Below are 25460 nucleotides of genomic sequence, written 5' to 3' on the forward strand. Positions count from 1 at the left end.
CGACCAACAGTGAAATTTACGTTAAGCAAATGTTGCTTTTTTGAATTTCACGACCCCAAGATGTCGGTCTCTTCCAAAGCGTCCTCTTCGATGGGTTCATGTTCATCTTCGAAAGATGAAAACAGCGTAGCCATTAATTTTTCTGCAGAGGACTCAGGTGTCGCAGCGCCATTCTCATCGCCTCCACTGGCCTCGATCAAACTGTCTGTCCCTTCGGTACCGATGATCGCCTCGCCTTGGTGACTGCCTGAACCACCAGGTTCCTCGGATAGATGATTGTAGACCCAAATGTTATCCACGATTGCATCCGAAGCATCCGAATTCTGCGTGGAAATGTTCGTTATTCGAAGTGTTGTAGTATCATCGCTGGCTGTGAACTCGAAGTTTACGTGTTCCGTTGAATTGTCTTCCACTGCGTAGGCGCGGCTTTCGATCGGCTCATCGTCTGCATTCAGAACATCGATACGATATGAATGGCGAGATACGCCTTCTTGGCTTTCTGACAAGTCCATTGACACCGTGTTGATGGACCCGGCTTCGGTTGCGAAACTTTGTTGAATGTAGTCGCCGTAAGTTTCTTCGTTCTGGGTGTTAAAGCTGACATACCCATTTGCGCCGATCGGGCCGCTATGGCCGGATGGGTTTCCGGTTTCCCAACTGCTCAGATCGTCCGTCGCAAAGTCGCCATTGCTGATCAGGTTGACGGCACCTTCAGGGGGAGGTGCCCCATCCCCCTCACCACCATTTAATGTATTAACCAACTCTGTAGAGTATTGGCGGCTGGCCCAAGAAGAGTACGGGTCAATGCCGTCGTATTGAGCGTACACCTCAAGCACATCAATACTTTTCTGGATGGTCTCTTCATCTAGATTTACGGGCATGCTTGCGCTTGCGTATTCAACATATGACCGGACGACATGCGGTGAGTCATAACTTTCCTGCGCTTGCATCGTAAAATGCGCAGTATGGGAATGATCCGAATGATCCGATGCGACGGTGTCGGAGTCATAATCTTGAACCATCAACAGCTCTGGTTGATGAACATTCATTACCTCGGTCATGAGCCAGGTTAATTCTGATGCAGTGTAAGTGTTTTCACCGTCAATTGAATTGATCTCGGAAATTTCGCCTTCCCAAAGCTGCTCAACACTTTCGAATCCCGTTGAACCATGCCCATCCCCCAGGTTGCCATCAGGCAGCCGCAAGAAATAGAGCCGGATATCGGGTTGATCCTCCAAATAGGAAGACTGCACATTGAACGTTTTCTCCCCATCGTTAAAAATGACAGTTTCATCGGCCCACTCAGTGGAACCGGCCATGACAGAATATGCAGCCTTGATCCCTTCTTCCCGCGCCAGCCCATATGATAATCCCCCACCGGCATCACCTGCGGTGGATATCAGCGTCGTGTGGCCAAGGCCGTCTTCGATGCTGGTGCGTACGTCTGGGTTCATGAAATACAAGTCATCATCGGCGTGAGAGATAATTGAAAGCGTATTTGATGTCTCGTCTGTTGGTTCTGATCCCGTGTCGGGATCAGGATCGGGATCGGCGTCCGGTACGCCATCCGCATCAAAGATCGTTGCAGCATCTGGCTGGATATAGGCGTCGCCGTTGGATACGCCCGCAATGGTCACGGAATGCAGGCCATACCCGCCAGCATCTCCATCCGTTGCGATGACTTGCGGGTTACCTTCGTCGTCGAAATGATCTTGAACAGCTTCAAAATCGCCGTTGAGGCTGTCGTATACTTCATAGTCGTCGTATTTTGCGGCTGTGACACGAAGTGAAAAGTCGTCCCCTTCGAGGTCATGGATCTCGACCTGGATCGCTTTGGTAAAGCCGCCGTCCTGCACCATCACCCAGAACTGATCCCCATCCAGCAGATCATCGGGCAGCTCCATGCTCTGCAAGGTGGTGTCACCATCGATATAGGTACCGCCAAACATGAAAGTCATCGTGCCAGCGATATTCATGCCTGTTCCCGGCACGCCCGGATCGGGATCCACATCCGGGTCAGGATCTACGTCGGGATCGGGGTCGGGATCGACGTCCGGTACGCCATCCGCATCAAAGATCGTTGCAGCATCTGGTTGGATATAGGCATCGCCGCTGGATACGCCCGCAATGGTCACGGAATGCAGACCATACCCGCCGGCATCTCCATCCGTTGCGATGAATTGCGGGTTACCTTCGTCGTCGAAATGATCTTGAACAGCTTCAAAATCGCCGTTGAGGCTGTCGTATACTTCATAGTCGTCGTATTTTGCGGCTGTGACACGAAGTGAAAAGTCGTCCCCTTCGAGGTCATGGATCTCGACCTGGATCGCTTTGGTAAAGCCGCCGTCCTGCACCATCACCCAGAACTGATCCCCATCCAGCAGATCATCGGGCAGCTCCATGCTCTGCAAGGTGGTGTCACCATCGATATAGGTACCGCCAAACATGAAAGTCATCGTGCCAGCGATATTCATGCCTGTTCCCGGCACGCCCGGATCGGGATCCACATCCGGGTCAGGATCTACGTCGGGGTCGGGATCGACGTCCAGTACGCCATCCGCATCAAAGATCGTTGCAGCATCTGGTTGGATATAGGCATCGCCGCTGGATACGCCCGCAATGGTCACGGAATGCAGGCCATACCCGCCAGCATCTCCATCTGTTGCGATGACTTGCGGGTTACCTTCGTCGTCGAAATGATCCTGAACAGCTTCAAAATCGCCGTTGAGGCTGTCGTATACTTCATAGTCGTCGTATTTTGCGGCTGTGACACGCAGTGAAAAGTCGTCCCCTTCGAGGTCATGGATCTCGACCTGGATCGCTTTGGTAAAGCCGCCGTCCTGCACCATTACCCAGAACTGATCCCCATCCAGCAAATCATCGGGCAGCTCCATGCTTTGCAAGGTGGTGTCACCATCGATATAGGTGCCGCCAAACATGAAAGTCATCGTGCCAGCGATATTCATGCCTGTTCCCGGCACGCCCGGATCGGGATCCACATCCGGGTCAGGATCTACGTCGGGGTCGGGATCGACGTCCAGTACGCCATCCGCATCAAAGATCGTTGCAGCATCTGGTTGGATATAGGCATCGCCGCTGGATACGCCCGCAATGGTCACGGAATGCAGGCCATACCCGCCAGCATCTCCATCTGTTGCGATGACTTGCGGGTTACCTTCGTCGTCGAAATGATCCTGAACAGCTTCAAAATCGCCGTTGAGGCTGTCGTATACCTCATAGTCGTCGTATTTTGCGGCGGTGACACGCAGTGAAAAGTCATCCCCTTCAAGGTCATGGATCTCAACCTGGATCGCTTTGGTAAAGCCGCCGTCCTGCACCATCACCCAGAACTGATCCCCATCCAGCAAATCATCGGGCAGCTCCCTGCTTTGCAAGGTGGTGTCACCATCGATATAGGTGCCGCCAAACATGAAAGTCATCGTGCCAGCTGTGTTTACCAGGCTCATTTCCAAACCCCTTGTAAGAACAAAATCAAGCGCTCAGCATAAAAATTGTGCCGAACATTTATTTTAAAATACAATTTGCTAGTGTGCCAATAATTGGCTTAGTCGACCACTAATGCTGGTTTATAGCATTATCGCGGCTATCCGCATATAATAATCAGCAATTGGGTGTCCGCTTCAATTTGCCGGAGCACCCATCTGGCGCTCAAAGTCCCGTGCGATCAGACACTGTCCCATTGGTTTGAGGTAATCAATCTTTGTTTTGATGCCACCGCGGCGGTGTTAGAAGCGCAGTCATCGCCTGATTACTCGATCAGGGTATTTCGGGGGGGATTCACAGTTGTGCGAAAATGCGGATGCAGGCACTTGGGGCAGTGCGCTACAAAGCTATACCCATTACCGCGCTGCGAACCTTTCTGAACCATTGGCCTGTCTATTATTAGGCTTCCCGCATGTTTCGAGCTTGCATCAGGGTTTGGCGCATCCACTGAATGTCAGCGAAAGTCACCGAGCCCGCTTTGCGTACGATCATGATGTATTGGGTAACTTGGCCTAAATGACGGCTGCACAAAATGTTTGCGCAGCCGTTGTGCCTTTTAAGGGGATGCCCACCCATTCATGGGTGGGTGCATTGACAAATTTGAGCTCTGTGTTGAGGTCGGCGCCTCTATTGTTCAGAGCGAAGAGAACGCCTGATCCAAACCCTCGGCGACGCGGTCTACATCTTCGAGTGTCAGGCACATGGGGGGCACCATGCGCAGCGAACTTTGAAAGGGGCCAGATTTCGACAGGATCAACCGTTGGGCGCGGCAATGTTCAAACACGGCTGATGTCGTCTCGCGATCGGGTTCCTTGGTTTTGCGATCTTTGACCATCTCAATCGCCAGCATCAATCCGCGCCCGCGTACATCACCGATGGCAGCGTGCCGCGATTGCAGGTCTTTGAGCCGTTCCAGCAGGGCGGCCCCAACCACTTTGGCGGTGTTCTGTACGTTGTCTTCGCGGATAACCTGCAACACGGCGCGCCCCGCCGCACAGGAGGTTGGATTGGCCCCATAGGTGTGGAACATGAACTTTTCCGCCATGGGCGCGGCGATCTCTTTCTTTGCGACGACGGCCCCGATGGGAAACCCATTGCCCAAACCCTTGGCCATGACGATGATGTCGGGCACCACGCCATCGGCTTCAAACCCCCACATGTGATCACCGGTGCGGCCAAAGCCGGATTGCACCTCGTCCGCGATATACAACCCACCTGCTGCGCGCACCCGTTCAGCCGCGCCTGACATGTAGCCAGCAGGCATTTCGATGATCCCGCCATAGCCTTGGACACTTTCCACAAACATCCCGGCCAATTGTCCGTTGGTTGCTGTTGCAATGGTGCGGTCGATCTCATCCAGATAGGGCGCGGCCCCGGCGTTTTCGCCAAAGATACCGCGATACTGGTTGGGCTCGGCGACAAAGGCGACGTTGCCCGGCATACCCGGATGGCGCCACCCGGAAATACCGGTGATCGATTGCGCCGCTGCCGTTGGTCCATGATACGCGGTGCGCAAGGCCAACAGATCAAGGTTGCCGGTATAGGTCCGGGCCATTGTCATCGCCAGATCAACGGCCTCGGACCCTGAGTTGGTGAAATGCACAACCCATTCATGGCCTTTGGGCATGGTGGCCGCCAGATCCTCGGCAAGATGCGCGGGGGTGGGGTGGTAGAACATGGTGGTGCAATGGGTCAGCTCTTGGGCCTGTGCCATGGCTGCGGCAACTACAGTTGGGTGGGAATGACCGACAGAAATGCAGACGTTCATTCCCAACAGATCGGTGTATTTGTTACCTTCTGCGTCCCAGAGGTATTGCATCGATCCCTTTTGAAACACCAAAGGATCTTTGAAAGGTACAAACTTGCGCTGGCTGGCGGCATAAAAATTGTCGCGCCGGGCGGCTGTGGCCTCGGTGGACCAGTCGGTGTGGAGTGGTGCATGGGTCATGGGAGCCTCCTCTTTAGGATTTCAGGCGCGTGTTGTCGGGGTCAAACGGAGCTTTGGGGAGGATCGTGGCGGGGCATTTGCGCCCCAGGATCGAAACAGAAAGCCCCTCGGTGGCGTGGCGATCCCTCAGATAGGCAAGCGCCAGTGTTTTGTCGGTGCGATGTCCATAGGCGCCAGACGTCACAATCCCGACGACTTGATCGTCCTGCAGAACAGAGTGGGCATAGAACGGGTCAAATTCACTGTTGTGGATTTCAAGTAAGACCATATTCCACCGATCGTCCCGGTCCTCACGATCCAACATGGCGTCACGGCCGACAAAGTCACGACCCTTGGCGCGGGCAAACATGCCCAGCCCGGCTTCGTGCAGGCTCCGCTCGGTGGTGAGATCACTGCCCCAACCGTGATAACCCTTTTCCAATCGCATCGCGTTGGCGGCGTAGGCCCCATAGTAGCCCATGCCCTTCGGCTTGCCTGTGGCCTCTAAGGTAAGGAACACATGCTCTGCATGTACGCGATCCATGTGCAGCTCCCAGCCCAATTCGCCAAGATACGAAACGCGCAGTGCCCGGACAGGTCGCCCGGCAACGTCAAGTGTCTGAGCGGTGAGCCAAGGAAATCCGTTGTCCAGGTCCGCATCGGTATGGGCGCGCAGTATATCACGGGATAGGGGGCCCATCAGACCAATGACGGCGAAATCCTCGCATCGGTTGATGACAGAAACGTCCTTACCCTCTGCATGGGAAAGCAATTGATCCAGATCGATCTGTTCCGCAGCGGCTGCGGATGTCAGGTAGGCGTGTGTATCGCTGAGCATGGTTACTGTGAACTCAGACAGAACACCTCCTGCAGGGGTCAACACATGGGTTAATCCGATGCGCCCGTTTGCCGGGGCGCGATTGGCTCCAAGTGTTTCGACAAAGCTCCGCGCGTCTGGACCAATCACGTCAAATTTGGAAAACACCGAAAGATCGGCAATCGCAGCTTTGGTTGTGGCCGTCTCGACCTCTAGAGCGACACGAGGGAACCAGTTCGGGCGGCGAAAGCTTTCGTGGGCGATATCACCGGGCCTGTCTGAGAACCAATTGGGGCGCTCCCACCCATAGGCCGCGCCCATGACGGCCCCGCGATCCAGCATCAGTTGGTGTAGGGGGGACAGGCGCTTGTTACGTCCTGCGGGGCGCTCTTCGCCCGGGTAATGCACTCCGAACTGCAGGCCAAAGCATTCAATCGCCTTGTCTACGCGATAATCCCGATCCGCCCATGTGCCAAACCGTCGGCTATCAACGGCAAGGGCATCCATAGGGGGCGCGCCATGTGTCATCCAATGGGCAAAGAACCAGCCCGAGCCACCGCCCTCCATCACACCCATAGAGGAACCCGTGATAAGCCATGCGTTGTCCAACCCATGTGCAGGACCAATCAGGGGGTTGGCATCAGGGGTAAAGGTGATCGGACCGTTTACCACGGTTTTGACGCCACCATTCATCAGGGCAGGCACCCGATCCATGGCGGCTTCGATAATATGTTCAACCCGATCCAGATCAGGCGGCATCAGATCGGCACCAAATTCAGGAGGGACCCCGTCGATAGACCAAACTTGTGCGTCTTTCTCGTAGGGGCCCAATATTAGACCGTCCCGCTCTTGGCGTACATACCAGCTTTCCTCGGGGTCGCGGATCATGGGCAGTTCAGGTAGGCCCGCATTGATCCGATCAGTGACTTCGGGAATGGTGTCGGTCACCAGATACTGGTGCAACACCGGGACAGAAGGGATATTCAAGCCCATCATGTGCCCAATCTCCCACCCCCATGTGCCAGCGGCGTTGACAATGTGAGTGGCCCGAAAGGTGTCTTTGTCTGTTTCTACGATCCATTTGCCATCTTCGCGGTGAATGGAACGGACTGGATTGTATCGGCTGATCTTTGCCCCATTGCGCGTCGCGACTTGTGCCATTGCATTGGTCGCAAGCGTTGGATCCACATGGCCGTCATCGGGTTCATAAATCCCACCGATCAATCCATCCAATTTGGCAAGAGGGTGCAACTCAGCGATACGCTCGGGGGTCAGCACCTCTAAGGGATAGCCGGTAAAGTCCGATAGCCCGGCAACATGGCGAAACTCATCCATACGATCAGGGTTGGATGTTACACGCATTGCGCCCGAGCGATGAAAGCCACAGCTCTGACCGGTCTCTTCTGGCAGGATATCCCGGTATAGGCGTACAGACCGGGCGCGCAGTTCCTGAATCGTAGGATTATGGGCGAAATGTGTACAAAGTCCGGCAGCATGCCAGGTTGACCCATGAGTCAGGTCGTTCTTTTCGACCAACACCACATCACGCCATCCGGCTTTGGTCAGATGATACATGAGCGATACGCCCATTGCACCGCCACCAATGATTAGAACCTGAGCGTCGGTCATCCGCGCATCCTTTCGCCTTTGGGGTCATACGGGGGACGGGGCAAGACCCGTGCCGGATAGGTCTGTCCCGCAATGTCAAACTCAAACGTTCTGCTGCAGGTGTGTGAGAGCTTTTCACCGCGAGAGATGTTTATCATTCCAAGCGCAAGCGTCAGCCCCGTGCGCGCCCCTTTGGCACCCGAGGTGGTTAGGCCAACGACAGTTCCGTTTTCGAGAATGGGCTCGTCATGCAAGATGAGCGGATCACCCTCTACCTGAAACAGACAAAGACGCCGGGATAAACCAGCGGCGCGCTGGGCTTCTAAAGCGGGTTTTCCGTTGAAGTCCTTGCTCCAGTCGATCGTGAACCCAAGGCCCGCTTCCAAGGGGGTGATTTCTGGCCCCAGGTCATGGCCCCAATGGCGAAACGCCTTTTCGATCCGACATGCTTCTAGCGCGTACATGCCCATTGGCTGTGCACCCTGAAGGGTCAACGCATCAAAAACCGTTCGCGCTTGATCGGCGGGAATGTTCAATTCCCATCCCAATTCGCCGACAAAGCTCATTCGTGTTGCGCGGCAGGGGATACTGGCGACCATCAAGTCTCGTACCGTTGAGAATGGGAAATCGACCCAGTTGTCGTAACTGACTTCGCTCAGGATATTCCGCGCGGCTGCACCCATGACGCCAATAACGCACTCGGTTTCGGTGACATCCTGTAAGTCGACAGACCAGACCGCGCAGCGGCGGCGCAGCAGCGCCAGATCCCGCCAGCGCGTTGCGGCACCAGAGGTGATGCGAAAATGCTGGCTCCCCAATCGGGTCACAGTCAGGTCACCTTCAATGCCGCCTCGTTCATTCAACATCGGGGTATAGACAGCGCGCCCAATGGGGACATCCATCTGGGCGCAGACCAAAGTGTTCATTGCACACAAGGCGTCTGGCCCAGACACGTCAAACTTTCCAAAGGGGGAGAGGTCCAACAGAACCGCACCGTCGTTCATTTGCGCGGCTTCGCGCTGGGCGAGGGGGAACCAACTCTGTTCTCCAACCGAATAAGGCAGATCACGTTCTGTGTCGGACTGCGCATACCACAGCGCGCGTTCCCACCCGGCTGTCAGGCCAAAAACCGCGCCCTTCTGTTCCCAAGAACCATGAAGCGCAGAACATCTTATGCCACGCCCCGCTTTGGGTTGTTTGAAAGGCCAGTGCATCGCCATCAGATCTGCGACGCTTTCTTGCATGCGATCTGCCATATGCGTTGGCGTTGCGGTGCGGGGATCGGCGCGGGCGACATCGACTTCCCATAAATCCATGGGGGCTACGCCATCGACCATCCAATCGGCCAACACGCGCCCTATTCCAGCCGATGACATAATCCCGACCGAATTCATACCTGCCGCCACGTATAGCCCATTCACAAACGGGGCGGCCCCAACCAATGGGCGGGTATCGTTGGTGAAACTCTCTGGCCCGTTCATGAAATGTTGAATGCCAGTTTCTGCTAGTGCTGGGATCAATTCCAGCGCCGCTTCCATGAAGGGCATGAACTGATCCCAATCTTCGGGCATTTCCAGAAACGGACGATCCCCCTCGGGGCCAAACGCATCCCAGATCTTGGCATGTGGCTCGAAGCCCCCAATCACCAGTTTCCCAGCGTCACCTTTGATGTAAATGCCGGTGTCCATATCACGGATCACCGGAAATGGGTTCGGCAGCCCTGGCATGGGTTCTGTCACCACATACATGTGTTCCACAGCCTGTAGCGGGAGATCTAACCCCGCCGCCTGGGCCAAGGGTTTTGACCACGCTCCGGCACAGATTGCGACGCTTTCGGCTTCAAGGATTGTCCCATCGGCCAGCGCGACGCCCCGCGCGGTCCCGCCTTCTGTAACAATACGCTCCACCCGAATGTTTTCGCGGATGTCCACGCCTTTGGAACGGGCCGCGCGGGCATAGGCCATGCACAGATCAACCGGGTTTACGTTGGCGTCTTGTGCAACCCACATGGCACCGGCGTGGTCAGACACATCCAGCCCTGGCACGTTCACGTCGCCAGCGTCAATCACCTGCGCATCAAGCCCAAAATGCCGTCCCAACGCGGAAATCCGATGTAATTCATCCAGACGCTCCGGGCGTCGGGCCAGCCAATAGCCCCCGGTTTGGCGATAGCCGGTGGCCATGCCGGTTTCCGTCTCGAGCTTTGGGAACAACTCGAGGGCATAGCTCGCGAGTTTGGTCATGTTGGGGGTGGCGCGCAGCGGGCCAACTATGCCCGCCGCGTGCCAAGATGTGCCGGATGTCAGCTGGTTTCGCTCCAACACCACCACATCTTCAGCCCCGCGATGGGCCAGGTGATACGCCAGAGACAGACCAATCGCGCCACCACCAATGATAATTGTCCGCCCCATCAGAAGTAATCCATGTCAGGTGTTTCCGCTTTGCGTTTGGCTATATAGGCTTGCAGCTCTTCATCTATGGCCGGGTCCAGTCCGGGGTCCTCGTAGGTATCCAGATGGGACTTCCACAGCGCATTGGCGCGTTGGGCTGTATCCAGTGATCCTGCGGCCTCCCAATGTTCATAGGCGTTGTTGTCCGGCGTTTCTGGGCGGAACAGGGCGGACATGAAATTGGCTTGGGTATGTTCGGACCCTAGGAAATGCGCGCCCGGTCCGGTGGCCGCAATGGCAGACATGGCTTGTGCATTTTCGCTCAGGTCGATGCCGTCAAAGAAACGCGCCATCTTTCCGCATAAATCGGCATCGATCATGGTTTTCTCGTAACTGGTCACCAGTCCCCCTTCTAACCAGCCGGTGGCGTGGTTGATCAGGTTGGCCCCGGCAAACATCGACATCATCAGGCCCCAAGTGGCCTCTTGCTGGCTTTGGGCATCGGGGATTTTCGACGCACTTAAGGTGCCGACTGTGTGCAAGGGCACGCCCAGCCGGCGCGCCAGTTGACCGGCGGCAAGCACCATTTGACCGGCTTCGGGTGTTCCAAACGTCGGCGCGCCCGATTGCATCGACATGGTCGAGGCAAAGCTGCCCATCAGCGCTGGTGCGCCGGGTTTGACCAGCTGCACCAGTGTCAGGCAGGCCAAAGCCTCGGCCAGAACCTGTGCCATGGTGCCTGCTACGGTGCACGGACTCATAGCACCGGCCAGCACCCAGGGGGCGGTGGCCACCGGCTGTCCTGCGCGGGCGTATGTTTTCAAAGCGCCCGACATATGGGAATCCATAACCAACGGCGCATTGGTATTTGACACGCAGTAAAGCACCGGGTTTTCAGCGACATAATCCGAACCAAAGACGATCCTGGCCATGTCCAACGCGTGACCTGCGCGTTCGGCCCCGATAAAGGCGCCCATGAAGGGGCGGTCAGAGTATCGGATGTGGGTGTACAGCATATCCAGGTGGCGCTTGTTTGCTGGCAGGTCCACGGGTTCGCACACCACGCCGCCCGAGTGGTGGAGCCAGGGGATTGTGTGGTGCAGTTTCACCAGTGTTTCAAAGTCCTCAAAGGTGGCATAGCGGCGGCCGCGATCCAGATCGTGCACAAACGGCGGCCCCCATGACGGGCAGAGCACGGTTGCATCACCGCCCAGTTGCACCGAATTGGCGGGGTTTCGGGCATGTTGGATGAACTGCTTGGGGGCGGTTGCCTGAATTGTCTTGCGGCAATATCCGGGGGCAAATCGTACGCGGCTGGCCTGAACATCGCAGCCTGCGTTGGCAAAGATTTCCAGGATTTCAGGATCGTCGACGAAATCCATGCCGGTTTCGGCAAGGATTTTATCGGCGTTTTCCTCGATCAGGCTCAGCCCCTCTTCGCCAAGGATGTTGAAGGTGCCAAGTTTGCGCAGGATGAAGGGCGCGCGAGGCTGATCGCTGCCGGGACGTGGTGCGCCGCGCCCGCCTGATTTTTTGCGCCGCCGTTTGGGTTGGGGTTCGGTCATGGCCAGCCTCCTTGTGTTGGCGGGTACTGTGCAGAGGGGCGGGTGGGCGATCAATTGACAGTTACGAGTATTAGGATTTCTAATGCTAGCAATTCAAATGGGGTGATGATGGAACAGCGCAGCGCGATGAATTCGAACTTGATAAAGGCCATGGAAGTCTTTGTTGCTGTTGTGGAAACCGGTCAAGTGACGGCGGCAGCACGTCTGCTTGGCATGACGCAATCCGCTGCATCGCAGCATATTGCAGGGTTGGAAAAAACCTATGATGTAAAGCTGCTGGATCGGGGTGTGCGCCCTGTGCGCCCAACACAGGCGGGGGTGTTGATGCACCGTCATGCCACCCAAATCCTGACCGCTGTAGGCACGTTGAGCAGCGATATGCGCCACCAAGGACCCCGCCCAATCACGCGTCTGCGCCTTGGGTTGCAAGCGTCGATTGCCACCACGGTTTCACCGGGTTTGGTTCGCTTGGCGAAGGATGATTTTGGGGTGCAGGATATGATTCTGCATGCGGGGCAAAGTGGGGACCACGAGGCGCTTATTCGTACCAAGCAGGCGGACATCGTTGTCACCAGCAATCCGCTTTATGACCTAGACGGGTTAGAGCGGCATCCGGTGTTTACTGAGTCGTTTCTTTTGGTGCTGCCTGCTGGGTTTCAAGGGTCGGTTCGCAGTCTGGAAGAGGTGGTTCAACAACTGCCATTGGTTCGGTTTGGCGATACAACGGATGTGGGGCGTCGGATCTCCCAACATTTGCGGCGTCTGCGGGTACAGCCTCCCCGCGTGATTCAGGCAGATCGAAGTAGCATGGTGACAGCTTGCGTTGCGGAAGGGATGGGATTCACCATTTTGACGCCAACCTTATTGATTGATGGTCTGGTGGAACGAATGCCACTGAATGTACGCCCGTTGCCGGGCGCGGCAATGTCACGAACGATTACAGTTGTCGCGCGAGATCAGGAATTTGCGTCCATGCCAGCGGCTATTGCTAAATACGTCCGGTCTTCCTTGAGAGGGCAAATTGAGGGGCAAATGGGGCAAGTTGGGAAAGAGGTGGTGCACATTTTTGAGGCAATTGATGAGTGATATCGGCTGATTGTCGCTCAATTTATGTGCGGACAATAACTTTAGGCGGAAATCGAGAGAAACGGAAACATATTCAAATGAGTGCGAACTCGACCTCGCATGGAATCAAGTAATAGGATAATGTAGAACTGTTTGTTCTACTTAGAGGGAGTTATCTGATGATTAAATTTAAAACTGCGCTGTCTGTTTCTGCGATTGTTGTTGGTTTGGCAACGGGTGCAATGGCAGAAGGTGTGATTGCCCCTGGAAGCGATGGGTTCACGAAATACGGTGAAGTTGAAGGCTGGAACGTTTATGTCGATATCGAACGTAAATCTTGTTTGATTGAGAACGTGGATGCAGCAGCGAACGTTGTCCAAATGGGTCTGACCGCAGATCATTCGGTTGGATACTTGGGTGTGTTTTCCAAAAACGAAGCTGGCGTTAGAAAAGGCCAGAAGGAAGAAGTTATTATCAGCATTGATGGTAACGTATATTCTTCGAAAGCGACTGGTATGAAAGGCAATATCACTGAAGGGTATTCCGGCGGTTACATCTTAGCGAATAACCCAGCCTTTATTAGTGATCTGGCCAAAAAGTATACTATGACTGTTTTCCCCGAAACCGAGGCTGCTTTTGTTGTAGACTTGACCGGGACCTATAAGGCGATGGAAATGGGTCGGAAGTGCAACGCTGAGCAGATGTAACAGCAAAGGCACTGACTTTTTCAATGAAAGGGCGTGTAAGGGGAACCTTGCGCGCCTTTTTTATTCAAAGGCAGCAGGTGCCGGGCGCGTTCTTATGGATATGAAGGTGCGTGTATCGTCCGAGCGTGTGCAAGGTCTGCCGCGACCCGGCGGGCGCTTGGGGCTGACGGTCCGAAAACAGATGGACCTAGAGGGGGAACTGGAAGTTTGACTTGCCTAAGAAATAAGTTGGATCTGCGGGTTCTGTCTGATTTTGCGGTGCCAATATTCTTGTAAGCTGTTGCTTTTAAGTTAGTTTGTGGTTTTTTTGGGAGTCAGGGACGGGCGGCCTGAGGAAAGCTATCCACAAGTTTTTGCGATTGTTTGGAAAAAAGTGTGAATGGCCGCTTGACGATGCCGCGGAGTGGAAATAGTACACCCCAACGGTCAGCAAGACACGCTGAACGAAACAGCGGGCGGTTGTAGCTCAGATGGTTAGAGTACCGGCCTGTCACGCCGGGGGTCGCGGGTTCGAGCCCCGTCAACCGCGCCACGTTGTTTCCCTGTCCCGGGGTTAGGGATCTGACCCGGATAGGGTGCCGACACTTAGGTGTCACTGGAAAATGCGCGGTTGTAGCTCAGCTGGTTAGAGTGCCGGCCTGTCACGCCGGAGGTCGCGGGTTCGAGCCCCGTCAACCGCGCCATTTTTCTGTTCCCCAAAAAACGCTGAGTGACAAGTTTCGGGCCTAAGGCTCAGGCTTGGTCTTGCTGTTGTCTGTCGAACCCCGCTATCTGAAAGAAAAACGAGAGCAGGAGCATCTGGGCATGGATGAAGCGAATACGGCGATTCTGACGATTGTTCGGGATGACGCATTTCTGTTGCGCCGATTTGTACAGTATTATGGCGGGCTGTTCGGGCGCAAAAATCTGTACATCATCAGTCATGGGGATGAACCGCAGGTGCGCGAAATCGCGGAAGGGTGCAACATTTTCCCAGTTCCGGCGATCGAGACCAGCAAGTTTACGATGCTTCACTGGCGAACCAAGAACCATCTCAAGAACGCCCTGCGACAGTGGTACCGCCATGTTCTGGTTTGTGATGTTGATGAATTTGTCGTAGTGGATCCGGATTCGGGTAAAAATCTGCGAACATGGTTGGACGAGGCACCGGGGCGGACGGTTTACACGGCCATGGGGCTCGAGATTGTCCATTTGCGCGACAAAGAGCCGGACAGCATAGAGGACGGTATTCTGGGGCCGCGCAGGCACGTTCAGGTGGCGCTGCATTATGCGAAGCCTTGTATCGTGTCACGCCCTGCGAAATTGGGCCGGGGCGGGCATTATGCTGAATACGATAAGCTGAACATGCCAGACTTTCTGTATCTCTTTCATATGAAGTACTGCGATTACGATCTGTTTGTAGACACAGCAAACCGGCGCAATGCGTTTGTGGAAGAGCAGAAAAACGTAGGCGACGGGCAGGTTCGCACCAACCCCAAATGGTTTGCCGAAGGGCGCGACGATGACAGTACGTTTGCGGCTTTTGATCAGCGTCCAATTGCACCCAAGTTTGATTTGGCGCATGTCCGCAGGCGCATGCACCAAACTTGGAAACCCCGTAAAGACGGGCTGTGGCATTTCCAGCGTCCGGATTACGAAGAGCTGTATGTGTTGCCTGAACGGTTTGCCGGGGCAGATCGCGCCTAGGCGCGGTTCACCCCAGCACCGTTTTAGGAAGAGGGGCTTAGGGCGTGCAGGATTCGCGCCCACGACCGTGTGCCCTTGTGGAAGCTCTCCAGATCGTATTTTTCGTTAGGAGAGTGGATCTGGTCGTCATCCTTGCCGAAACCAACGAGCATGGCATCGGTGCCGATGATCTCTTTAAAGTAACCAGCGATTGGAATCGATCCACCGCAGCCAACATAAGCGGCTGGGATGCCCCATTCGTCGCTGAGAGCCACGCGGGCCTTTTCAAAGGCGGGGTCTTCCACAGACATTCGGGACGCACCCGAGGCTTTGTCGGTGCGATAATCGACAGTGAACCCTTCGGGCAGATTGGCTTCGAGGTAGGTGCGGAAGTTGGCGCGGATTGCCTCTGGGTCTTGATCCCCGACAAGGCGGAACGAAACCTTGGCGCTGGCTTGACTGGGCAAGACCGTTTTGAAGCCATCGCCAGTGTAGCCGCCCCAAATACCGTTTACATCGCAGGTTGGGCGCGACCAGATTTGTTCCAGGGGCGTGCGGTCCTGCTCTCCGGCAGGGGCCTTTAGGCCGACGTCTTCCAGAAACGCGGAGTGATCAAAGTTCAGCCCCTGCCATTGCGCGCGCATTTCATCGGAGAGCTCTGTCACGCCATCATAAAACCCGGGCAATGTGATGTGGCCTGTTTCGTCATGCAGGCCCGCAAGGATCTTGCTCAGCACCCGGATAGGGTTCATGCCGATGCCGCCGTACATGCCAGAATGAAGGTCGCGCGTGGGGCCAGTGATGGTGAAATCTTCGCCAAGAAGGCCACGCAACATTGTTGTGATTGCGGGAACTTTGCTTTCGAACATGCCGGTGTCGCAGATCAGTGCGATATCGCTTTTTAGCTCGTCCCGGTTTTCTTCCATGAAGGGGACCAAAGAGGGGGAACCTGATTCTTCTTCGCCTTCCAGAAAGAAGGTCAGTTTACAGGGCAGGGCGCCATGAACAGATTTCCATGCCCGGCAAGCCTCGATAAAGGTCATCAACTGGCCTTTGTCATCAGAAGCCCCGCGGCCACGAATGACCCGGCCTTTGGCGGTATCCTCGATTGCGGGATCAAACGGGTCACGGTCCCACAGATCCAGCGGATCAACGGGTTGGACATCGTAGTGTCCATAAAACAACAGATGCGGTCCTGGGCCATCGATGTGGCCGACAACCATTGGGTGGCCCGGTGTCACGCGTTTTTCGGTTTTGATACCAAGGCTTTGCAGGTCTTCGACCAGCCAGTCAGCAGCTTTGTCGCAATCGTCTTTGAACGCCGGGTCTGTCGAAATTGAGCGGATTCGCAACAGGTCGAGTAGCCGATCCGTAGCGGCAGGCATATCCGCATCAATGCGGGCAAGAACGTCATCGAGTGACATGGTTTGATCCTTTGGTCATGGGAACTTTGGGCGACCCTATCAGCGCGCGTGGCACTGTCCAGAGGTGTAGAATGTCTCCGATATGAAACGAATGTGCTTTGTCAGAGTGAAAAACGCCGTTTTCGCCACGTGATATGGCGCGGATTCTCTTGTGAAGGCAGAACTCGGTGTATATTTGATGCAGATCAAAGCTGCGACATCAGGCCCGACTGTAGGCAGTTGATTGAAAGATGCGCGAGATATATTCATTCACAAGTATGAATGTGGCGCGCGCCACGCAAGACCGGCACTGTTCCGGATGATCAATGGAGAGCCCGGTGGATTATACCTCGCAACTCGATGCAGCCATTCAGAAGCTACATGATGAAGGCCGTTACCGGACCTTTATCAACATTGAACGGCACAAGGGACATTTTCCGCACGCTGTCTGGACCAAGCCGGATGGATCCAAGCAGGACATAACCGTTTGGTGTGGCAACGATTATTTGGGCATGGGGCAACACCCTGTTGTCTTGGAGGCCATGCATGAAGCGGTGGATTCTGCCGGTGCCGGGTCGGGTGGGACGCGCAATATTTCGGGTACCACTGTCTATCACAAGCGGCTTGAGGCGGAATTGGCGGACCTGCACGGCAAGGAATCAGCACTGCTGTTTACCTCGGCCTATATTGCGAATGACGCGACTCTGAGCACTTTGCCTAAACTTTTCCCTGGATTGATCATCTACTCTGATGCGCTGAATCACGCTTCGATGATCGAAGGTGTACGCCGCAACGGCGGTCAGAAGCGCGTGTTCCGTCACAATGATGTAGCCCACCTGCGTGAGTTGCTCGAAGCTGACGATCCTGCCGCACCAAAATTGATCGCCTTTGAATCGATCTATTCGATGGATGGTGACTTTGGTCCTATCGAGGCTCTATGCGATCTTGCGGATGAATTCGGTGCACTAACGTACATTGATGAGGTCCACGCCGTCGGCTTGTATGGCCCCCGTGGCGCTGGCGTAGCAGAACGTGATCGTTTGATGCACCGTCTGGACATTATCAACGGAACGTTGGCCAAAGCCTATGGTGTCATGGGCGGGTACATAGCTGCATCTGATAAAATGTGTGATGCTATAAGATCTTACGCGCCGGGCTTCATCTTTACGACATCGCTTCCCCCAGCAGTTGCTGCTGGTGCGGCTGCTTCTGTCGCCTATCTTAAGCGGCACCCTGAATTGCGCGAACAGCATCAGGCACAGGCCAAAGTCTTGAAGATGCGTTTGAAGGGAATGGGCCTGCCATTGATCGACCACGGCAGCCATATCGTGCCGGTAATGGTAGGGAATCCTGTGCATACCAAAAAGTTGAGCGACATGTTGTTGGAGGAATATGGTATCTACGCGCAGCCGATCAATTTCCCAACGGTTCCGCGTGGCACAGAGCGCTTGCGCTTTACCCCGTCGCCCGTTCATGGCCCCGGCGAGATGAACAAGCTGATCAATGCAATGGACGCTTTGTGGTCTCATTGTGCGCTGAATCGCGCCGAACTGGCGGGTTGACCACTAGGGATAGTGTGCAAGGCCCTTGAATCGTGTTACTATCGTTCTAACAAAAAGCGCCGGACGAATCGTGATGGGACTCGATTATGGGGCGTGGCTGAAGGTTTACAGCGGTTAGTAATGAGGCAGCAGGCATGATTGGGCGCAGATTTCAGCGCAAATCAAAGGACGTAGAAGTCGAACAACCCAAGGGGTTTGACGACTTTGAGATGCGTCTCGGCGATATGATGCGCGGCGAGCGGGCGACTTTAGGAAAGTCGCTGCTTGATGTTCAACGAGAGCTTCGCATTAAGGCCAATTACATCGCCGCGATCGAAAATTCAGATCCAACTGCCTTTGACACACCCGGATTCATTGCCGGATACGTACGCTCGTATGCGCGGTATTTGGGTATGGACCCCGACGAAGCTTTTGGAATTTTCTGTCAGGAAAGCGGATTCGAAGTTGCGCACGGTATGTCGGCGCAGGCCTCTGTCGTTAAGAAGTCCGGTGGCGAAGTTGCGGCGAAGGGGCCGATGGGGCGGGATCCGTTCATGTCGCCGAGTACCCCTTTTGTCCCAAGCGGCGAATCTGTTTTTTCTCACATAGAACCACGTGCAATTGGATCCAGCCTGATCTTGGTCGCCTTGATTGGTGGCATTGGGTATGGTGGTTGGACTGTTCTGAAACAGGTTCAGCAGGTCCAGTTTGCTCCGGTTGAGCAAGCTCCTGTTGTTCTTTCGGATCTGGACCCATTGGATGCCGCGACCCGCGGTAAAGTGGCCGATAGCAATGCAGGATTGACCGCACCAACCGCAGAGGCTTTGGACCGGATGTACCGCCCGCAGGCTTTGGATGTGCCGGTGTTGGTTGCGCGTGATGCGCCGATTTCGACCCTTGATCCACGCGCTGGCGGAAGTTTCCGCGCGCCTGATCTGCCTGATGTTCAAATTGCGTCTCATCAACGGGTTGAAGATCCGGTACCGCAGGTTGTTGAAGAGGTTTCCGAAAACCTTGTTATGGTTGCGGTGCGGCCATCTTGGGTAAGGGTCAGTGCGGCAGATGGGTCTGTGATTTTCGAAGGGATCATGGAGCCAGGGCAGAATTACGAAGTGCCCCTCACGGAAGAGCCACCAACTCTGAGAGCCGGGGAATCAGGCGCCATCTATTTTGCCATGAGCGGTGAACATTATGGGCCTGTTGGAAACCGCGGTGTTGTGACCAAGAACTTACCGCTTTCAATAGACGAAGTGGGCGAGCGTTACGAAGTTGCTGATCTGGAACAAGATCGGGATCTGGCGCGTATGGTTGCCGAGGCGCAAGTGACTGTGGACGCCCCGATTGAATAATCGAACCATTGCGGCGCAGGGGTCAGGTGCTTATGTATCCGTAAAACGGATCAGATGCGGATTTAGTCATGTCTCTTAACCACGTGCGCCCTTGGCGGAATATCTACCGTCGCAAATCCCGGCAGATCATGGTGGGGAATGTCCCTGTTGGTGGGGATGCACCGATCTCTGTGCAGACCATGACGAACACACTGACCTCGGACGCTTCTGCGACAATCGCTCAGGTGCAAGCTGCTGCCGAAGCAGGGGCAGACATTGTACGCGTGTCGGTTCCGGATGTTGCGTCCTCTCAAGCGCTGAAAGAAATTGTTGCTGAAAGCCCGGTTCCGATCGTGGCGGATATTCATTTCCATTATAAACGAGGTATCGAAGCAGCTGAGGCTGGCGCTGCCTGTTTGCGGATTAACCCGGGTAATATTGGGGATGAGAAACGGGTCAAGGACGTCATCAAGGCCGCCAAAGATCACAATTGTTCAATCCGTATTGGTGTAAACGCGGGCAGCCTGGAAAAGCACCTGTTGGATAAATACGGCGAGCCTTGTCCTGATGCGATGGTCGAAAGCGGGTTGGAGCATATCCGGATCCTGCAAGATAACGATTTCCACAACTTCAAGATTTCGGTCAAAGCATCCGATGTGTTTATGTCCGCCGCTGCCTATCAGGGGTTGGCCGAAGCGACAGACGCCCCCATTCATTTGGGCATCACCGAGGCAGGTGGATTGGTGAGTGGCACCATCAAATCCGCGATCGGTTTGGGAAATCTGCTGTGGATGGGGATCGGGGATACCATTCGGGTGTCTCTGTCCGCTGACCCGGTTGAAGAAGTCAAAGTCGGCTATGAAATCCTCAAGTCACTAGGGCTGAGGCATCGGGGCGTGAACATCATTTCTTGCCCATCTTGTGCGCGGCAAGGGTTTGATGTGATCAAAACCGTTGAGGCGCTTGAGAAGCGCCTTGAGCATATCAAAACGCCGATGAGCCTGAGTATTATCGGATGCGTGGTGAATGGCCCGGGTGAGGCGCTCATGACGGATGTTGGCTTTACCGGTGGTGGTGCTGGGTCGGGGATGGTTTATTTGGCTGGCGCGCAAAGCCACAAGCTGAACAATGATCAAATGGTGGATCACATCGTCGAACAGGTGGAGCGTAAAGCGGCCGAGTTGGACGCCCTGCAAGACGCGGCAGAATAGTAAAAAGACCGCTATAGCAATTGCTTGGCGGCCTTTTTTCATCTTTTTTGAGCGACTTTAGCTTTGGTCGCGAACCTGTGCCGCAATCTGTTGCATCTGATCTGCAGGCAAGAACCCTCGCAGCAATTCGGTGCCCAACACAAAGGTTGGTGTGCCCGAGATGTTGAGTTTTTGGGCGAGTTCTCTCGTGCGGGCGATTTCTTCGGTGACCGCGTCACTATTCATGGATTCAAAGATCGCATCCGTTTCCAACCCAAGGCCATCTGACAGGCGGCGCAATGTGACTTCGGTCGCGTCGCCGCCAAACTCGAGCAAGGCGTCGTGCACTTGTTTGTAAGCCTCATCGCCACCAACCTGTTTGGCGGCGACCGCAAAGCGGGATGAAATGACGGAAGCTTCGCCCAAGATTGGTAGCTCTTTGATCACCAGACGGATGTTGCCATCCGCTTGAAGCAGTTTAGCGACCTCAGGGACAGCACGGCGGCAGTATCCACAACGGTAGTCCATGAATTCGACCAGTGTGATGTCGCCCTCTGGATTGCCTCCAACCCAACTGTAGCCATCGTTGAACAGCTCATCTGCATTGTTTTGAACCAGTTGCAGATCGGCCTGAGATTCTGCAGCAGCTTGCTGTTGCTCTAGCAAGTTGATTGCTTCGAGGATGACCTGAGGGTTTTCCAGCAAGTATTCGCGGACCTGTACGCCAAAGGCGTCGCGTTCGTCAGCACTCATCGCGCTGAGATCCAACGCCTGAACCGGGCCAGATATGAGGGTCAGGGCCGTAAGGGCCGGGGCGGCAAAACGGAGCATTATCGTTTCCTTCTTTCAGCACGTTCAGAAGCAATGAGCACATCCTGTGCCCGTTGCCAACCGGTTGATCCGGTAGGGAGGGTTCCGATGGCACGTTTGGCGTGAATGCCTGCGTCTGCCATGCGGCCTTGTAAAGCGTAGCGTTCAGCGGTCACCACCGAGGCCATGCCGTTGTTTCCAGTTTTCGAATAAGCCATCGCAAGATCGCGCAGCATGCGAATATCGCGGTAATCTCTTGCGCGTGCTTTTTGCAGTTGTGCCAGGGCTTCTTTTGGCTTGCCGGCGTGAAGCAGGGCGCGTCCGAGCCCCGCAAGAACCAAAGGCTCGCGCGGGGCAAGCTCTACAGCCGTTTCATAAGCGCGAACAGATGCATCCCATTTCCGGTTTTCTACCAGAATTTGTCCTTTGAGTTCGTAGTAATAGGGATCTTCGGGGCGTATCTCCAACGCCGCGTTGACGGAGCTGAGTGCTTGGGAATAATTGTTTAGCCTGTGGTACGCGATGGCTTGGCGCATCAGCGCTACATCTCGACTTTTTTCATGTTTAACAGAGCTTTGTGTCCACTTAGGGGAGCGGGTGAAAGCAGTGATTTTGCCTTTGACCCTGTTAAACCAATATTCCGCATTGGCATTGGCATTGGGTTTGGCTTGGCTCGTATAGGACGCGACATAGTTTTCTGCTGCACGTATCCGATCTCGGGTTAGCGGATGGGATTGCATGTAGGGATCTTGGCGCCCGACGCTCAGCAACTCTTGCCCGGCAAAGGTGCGGTGCAAATCAACCAAGCCCTGTGGCGAAATGTCAGACAGGCGCATATAGCTGGCCGCCGACCGGTCTGCGGCGGCTTCTTCGGCGCGGGTATGACTTAGAAAACCGCGGATTGCCGAACTTTGCGTACCCGCAGCGATTCCTGCAGCTGCGTCGCCGCCGCCAGCGGCTGCGGCCAATAGAGCGAGGGCAATGCCCAAGCTTGACAGGTTCCTGGCATTTTCCAAATTACCGATGCGTCGCGCGAGGTGGCCATTTGCGATATGGGCCGCTTCATGCGCGATCACCGCCTGAATCACATCGGCGCGTTTGACTTTTACGATCAAGCCATAGTTCAGAAAAATCGTATTGTGATCAACGACAAAGGCGTTGAGGCTGCTGTCGTTCACGACCAAAACCTTGACCCGATTGGGGCTGAGGCCGGCGGCGCGCAACACTGGAAAGGCCAGTTCTTTCAGACCATATTCAATATCTGGGTCGCGCAACAATTGGATCGCAACAGAGGGTGTTGCTGAAACAAGAAACAGGACTGCGGCCAAACAAAATGCTGGGATTGACGCCAGTCGGGATACGCGTTCAAAAGTCATGGCCGCAACATGGGAGAAGCACATGCGAAACTCAACCCGCTCAAAAGTTGATCCCTTTATTGTGATGGATGTGATGGAGGCTGCTCGCCGCGCCGAAGAGGGCGGTCGCCGGATTATTCATATGGAGGTTGGGCAACCCGGGACCGGTGCCCCCAAGGGGGCAGTTGATGCTCTGACGCGGTCTTTGCAGCAAGATTCACTCGGCTATACCGTGGCGCTGGGTTTACCAGAATTACGCCAACGGATCGCACGACTGTACGGCGAGTGGTATAACGTTGATCTGAGCCCAGATCGGGTGGTTGTAACGCCCGGATCAAGCGGCGGATTTTTGCTGGCGTTTACCTCTTTGTTCGATACGGGGGATCGTGTGGGCATTGGCGCTCCGGGGTATCCGTCGTATCGCCAGATTCTGAGCGCGCTTGATCTGGTTCCCGTGGACATACAAACAGCGCCCGAGAACCGGTTGCAGCCCGTGCCGGCTGATTTTGCCAATCTAGATTTAGCTGGTTTGATGGTTGCCTCGCCTGCGAACCCGACCGGGACCATGCTGGATCACAAGGCGATGGGTGCGCTGATTGATGCAACACAGGCGCAGAATGCAGCCTTTATCAGTGATGAAATTTATCATGGCATTGAATACGAGGCCAAAGCCGTAACCGCGCTGGAATTGACGGATGAATGTTATGTCATCAACTCGTTTTCCAAATATTTCTCGATGACCGGGTGGCGAGTGGGCTGGATGGTGGTTCCCGAAGACCACGTCCGAGTGATCGAACGCATCGCGCAGAACATGTTCATCTGCGCCCCTCACGCGAGTCAGGTTGCGGCTTTGGCTGCGATGGAGTGTGAAGAGGAGCTGCAGGGCAATCTGGACGTCTATAAAACGAACCGGGCCTTGATGCTTGAAGGGTTGCCAAAAGCAGGGTTCACAAAAATAGCCCCCCCTGATGGCGCGTTTTACATTTATGCAGATGTGACTGACCTGACCAATGACAGCCGGGCGTTTGCTGCTGAGATATTGGAGAAAGCGGGTGTTGCGGTGACACCGGGGTTAGATTTTGACGCCGTGCGCGGGGCAGGGACGTTGCGCTTTTCTTATGCGCGCGCGACCGAAGATATCGAAGAAGGTTTGGTCCGGCTTGCAGCCTTTATGGCGGCGCGCGACTAGGACGTTTCCAAAGGGATACGCAGGCGTTAAAACGTTTGAAAATGACAAGGGCCAAGGGTTCATGAACAGATTTCTTTCGGCATTGTTGGTGGGATGTGTCCTGTCGGTCCCGGCTTGGGCGCAGGAATTCAGCGGATTGGCTCGTATTGATCCGACGCAAAGTCAGATCACCGATGCGCGTGCTGATAAGGTGCAGATTAATCTGTCGCTGAGCCAAGGGGTGCCTTTCAGGTTGTTCACTTTGGCTGGTCCGCCGCGCTTGGTTCTCGACTTTCAAGAGGTTGACTGGACTGGGTTGAAATCCAGTGATTTGGTGCAAACTAAGGCTATTGAGCAGGCGCAATTTGGGACTTATGTGCCGGGATGGTCCCGCTTGGTACTGGATTTGGCTGGACCAATGGCAGTAGAGCAGGCCGAGCTATCGGTTGACGATGTAACTGGCGGCGCACGTCTTTTGGTGCAGCTCAAGCCTGTCAGTCAAAAGGTTTTTGAGTCGCAGGCAGGGCCCCCAAATGATCCGCGTTGGGATTTGCCAGTTCCTGAAGATATCGCGAAGTTAGAACCCAAGAAGCCTGATGCGCCGCTCAGGGTTGTCTTGGACCCGGGCCACGGTGGGATTGACCCCGGTGCCGAAGCAGGGGACATCGATGAAAAGCACCTCATGCTCGCCTTTGCGCGCGAGTTGCGCGAGCTGTTGCTCAGGTCGGAAGGGTTCGAAGTTATTTTGACTCGGGATACCGATTATTTTGTATCGCTTGAACGCCGCATTTCATTGGCACATCAAGCAGGTGCTGATGTCTTTCTCTCTCTTCATGCGGATTCACTGGCCGAAGGATTGGCGCATGGTGCAACGGTTCATGTGTTGTCAGATGAGGCGTCTGATATTGCGAGCGCCAAGTTGGCGGAGCGCCATGACCGTAGTGATTTGTTGTCCGGTGTGGATCTGAGCAAGGCGGATGATCAGGTCACCGATATCTTGTTGGATCTGGCGCGTCAGGAAACGCAGCCACGCACCTATAGCTTGGCACAGGCTTTGGTGGATGGGATGACACAACAAGGAGGGCCGATGAACCGCCGGCCCCTAAGATCTGCTGCGTTTTCAGTGCTGAAAGCCGCAGACATTCCATCGGTGTTGATCGAGATTGGATTTATGTCCAGCCCGCGCGATTTGAAGAACCTTCAAAACCCCAATTGGCGGGCAAGCATGGCGCAGGGCATTCGGAATGGGTTGCAGAACTGGCGTCGAACGGATCTGGAGCAGAAATCTTTGATCCGACAATAGTGCGCGTTCTGTCGAGGGTTAAACCATCCTGAGTAGGCAACAAGCGCAAAAATCACGTCACGTAGTGGAAGAATTGTGCGATTTGAGCGCGCATTCGCCACCTGACATTTTGAC

Annotated in this window: 16 protein-coding genes and 2 tRNA genes; 10 read left to right on the forward strand and 8 right to left on the reverse strand. The window is 55.0% G+C overall.

Annotation, left to right across the window (positions count from 1 at the left end):
• Positions 1 to 47: 47 nt before the first annotated feature.
• From ABWV33_RS03450 to ABWV33_RS03470, 5 genes are all read right to left on the reverse strand, one after another.
• Positions 48 to 3467, reverse strand: a complete 3420-nt coding sequence (locus ABWV33_RS03450) for a PIG-L family deacetylase (RefSeq protein WP_353329116.1) — start codon at positions 3465 to 3467, stop codon at positions 48 to 50.
• A 671-nt stretch (positions 3468 to 4138) separates the two neighbouring features.
• On the reverse strand, positions 4139 to 5452 hold the full coding sequence (locus ABWV33_RS03455; RefSeq protein ID WP_353329117.1) for an aspartate aminotransferase family protein: 1314 nt from the start codon (positions 5450 to 5452) through the stop codon (positions 4139 to 4141).
• Between the two features lie 13 nt (positions 5453 to 5465).
• Positions 5466 to 7877 carry a GcvT family protein gene (locus ABWV33_RS03460; RefSeq protein ID WP_353329118.1) on the reverse strand — a complete coding sequence of 804 codons (2412 nt, stop codon included), beginning with the start codon at positions 7875 to 7877 and terminating at the stop codon, positions 5466 to 5468.
• Positions 7874 to 10267: a GcvT family protein gene (locus tag ABWV33_RS03465; protein ID WP_353329119.1), complete on the reverse strand. Its 2394-nt coding sequence runs from the start codon at positions 10265 to 10267 to the stop codon at positions 7874 to 7876. Before ABWV33_RS03465 ends, ABWV33_RS03460 begins: the two co-directional genes overlap by 4 nt.
• Positions 10267 to 11811, reverse strand: a complete 1545-nt coding sequence (locus tag ABWV33_RS03470; protein ID WP_353329120.1) for a trimethylamine methyltransferase family protein — start codon at positions 11809 to 11811, stop codon at positions 10267 to 10269. The genes ABWV33_RS03465 and ABWV33_RS03470 overlap by 1 nt, the downstream gene beginning before the upstream one ends.
• Positions 11812 to 11919: 108 nt before the next feature.
• On the opposite strand from ABWV33_RS03470, the gene ABWV33_RS03475 reads away from it, so the two are divergent.
• The 5 genes from ABWV33_RS03475 to ABWV33_RS03495 all read left to right on the forward strand — a co-directional run bounded on the left by ABWV33_RS03475 (position 11920) and on the right by ABWV33_RS03495 (position 15269).
• Positions 11920 to 12897, forward strand: coding sequence for a LysR family transcriptional regulator (locus ABWV33_RS03475; RefSeq protein ID WP_353329121.1), 978 nt, complete (start codon positions 11920 to 11922; stop codon positions 12895 to 12897).
• Positions 12898 to 13055: 158 nt separating this feature from the next.
• Positions 13056 to 13583, forward strand: a complete 528-nt coding sequence (locus ABWV33_RS03480) for a hypothetical protein (RefSeq protein ID WP_353329122.1) — start codon at positions 13056 to 13058, stop codon at positions 13581 to 13583.
• A gap of 455 nt (positions 13584 to 14038) precedes the next feature.
• Positions 14039 to 14115 (forward strand) — tRNA-Asp (locus ABWV33_RS03485).
• Positions 14116 to 14189: 74 nt separating this feature from the next.
• A tRNA-Asp gene (locus tag ABWV33_RS03490) sits at positions 14190 to 14266 on the forward strand.
• Positions 14267 to 14387: 121 nt separating this feature from the next.
• The gene (locus ABWV33_RS03495) at positions 14388 to 15269 is read left to right on the forward strand and encodes a glycosyltransferase family 2 protein (RefSeq protein WP_113823156.1); all 882 of its coding nucleotides are present in this window, start codon (positions 14388 to 14390) and stop codon (positions 15267 to 15269) included.
• Between the two features lie 23 nt (positions 15270 to 15292).
• On the opposite strand, the gene ABWV33_RS03500 is transcribed toward ABWV33_RS03495, so the two are convergent.
• Positions 15293 to 16672, reverse strand: coding sequence for a M20/M25/M40 family metallo-hydrolase (locus ABWV33_RS03500; protein ID WP_353329123.1), 1380 nt, complete (start codon positions 16670 to 16672; stop codon positions 15293 to 15295).
• 317 nt (positions 16673 to 16989) lie between these two features.
• On the opposite strand from ABWV33_RS03500, the gene hemA reads away from it, so the two are divergent.
• The 3 genes from hemA (at position 16990) to ispG (ending at position 20731) form a co-directional block, all read left to right on the forward strand.
• On the forward strand, positions 16990 to 18213 hold the full coding sequence (gene hemA / locus ABWV33_RS03505; protein WP_113823157.1) for a 5-aminolevulinate synthase: 1224 nt from the start codon (positions 16990 to 16992) through the stop codon (positions 18211 to 18213).
• 134 nt (positions 18214 to 18347) lie between these two features.
• Positions 18348 to 19541, forward strand: a complete 1194-nt coding sequence (locus ABWV33_RS03510) for a helix-turn-helix domain-containing protein (RefSeq protein WP_353329124.1) — start codon at positions 18348 to 18350, stop codon at positions 19539 to 19541.
• A 68-nt stretch (positions 19542 to 19609) separates the two neighbouring features.
• Positions 19610 to 20731, forward strand: coding sequence for a flavodoxin-dependent (E)-4-hydroxy-3-methylbut-2-enyl-diphosphate synthase (gene ispG / locus ABWV33_RS03515; RefSeq protein ID WP_113823061.1), 1122 nt, complete (start codon positions 19610 to 19612; stop codon positions 20729 to 20731).
• Between the two features lie 57 nt (positions 20732 to 20788).
• On the opposite strand, the gene ABWV33_RS03520 is transcribed toward ispG, so the two are convergent.
• Both ABWV33_RS03520 and ABWV33_RS03525 read right to left on the reverse strand, forming a co-directional pair.
• A complete protein-coding gene (locus ABWV33_RS03520; protein ID WP_353329235.1) occupies positions 20789 to 21544 on the reverse strand; it encodes a DsbA family protein in 756 nt (251 codons plus the stop codon).
• Complete coding sequence (locus ABWV33_RS03525) at positions 21541 to 22896, reverse strand: M48 family metalloprotease (RefSeq protein WP_353329125.1); 1356 nt, start codon at positions 22894 to 22896, stop codon at positions 21541 to 21543. Before ABWV33_RS03525 ends, ABWV33_RS03520 begins: the two co-directional genes overlap by 4 nt.
• A 22-nt stretch (positions 22897 to 22918) precedes the next feature.
• Between ABWV33_RS03525 and ABWV33_RS03530 the strand changes: the two genes are divergently transcribed.
• Together ABWV33_RS03530 and ABWV33_RS03535 are read left to right on the forward strand one after the other, a co-directional pair.
• On the forward strand, positions 22919 to 24064 hold the full coding sequence (locus tag ABWV33_RS03530; protein ID WP_353329126.1) for a pyridoxal phosphate-dependent aminotransferase: 1146 nt from the start codon (positions 22919 to 22921) through the stop codon (positions 24062 to 24064).
• 61 nt (positions 24065 to 24125) lie between these two features.
• On the forward strand, positions 24126 to 25346 hold the full coding sequence (locus ABWV33_RS03535) for an N-acetylmuramoyl-L-alanine amidase (RefSeq protein WP_121999777.1): 1221 nt from the start codon (positions 24126 to 24128) through the stop codon (positions 25344 to 25346).
• Positions 25347 to 25460: the final 114 nt, after the last annotated feature.

This window comes from Phaeobacter sp. NW0010-22, assembly GCF_040365955.1.
Taxonomy (GTDB): Bacteria; Pseudomonadota; Alphaproteobacteria; order Rhodobacterales; family Rhodobacteraceae; genus OMPR01.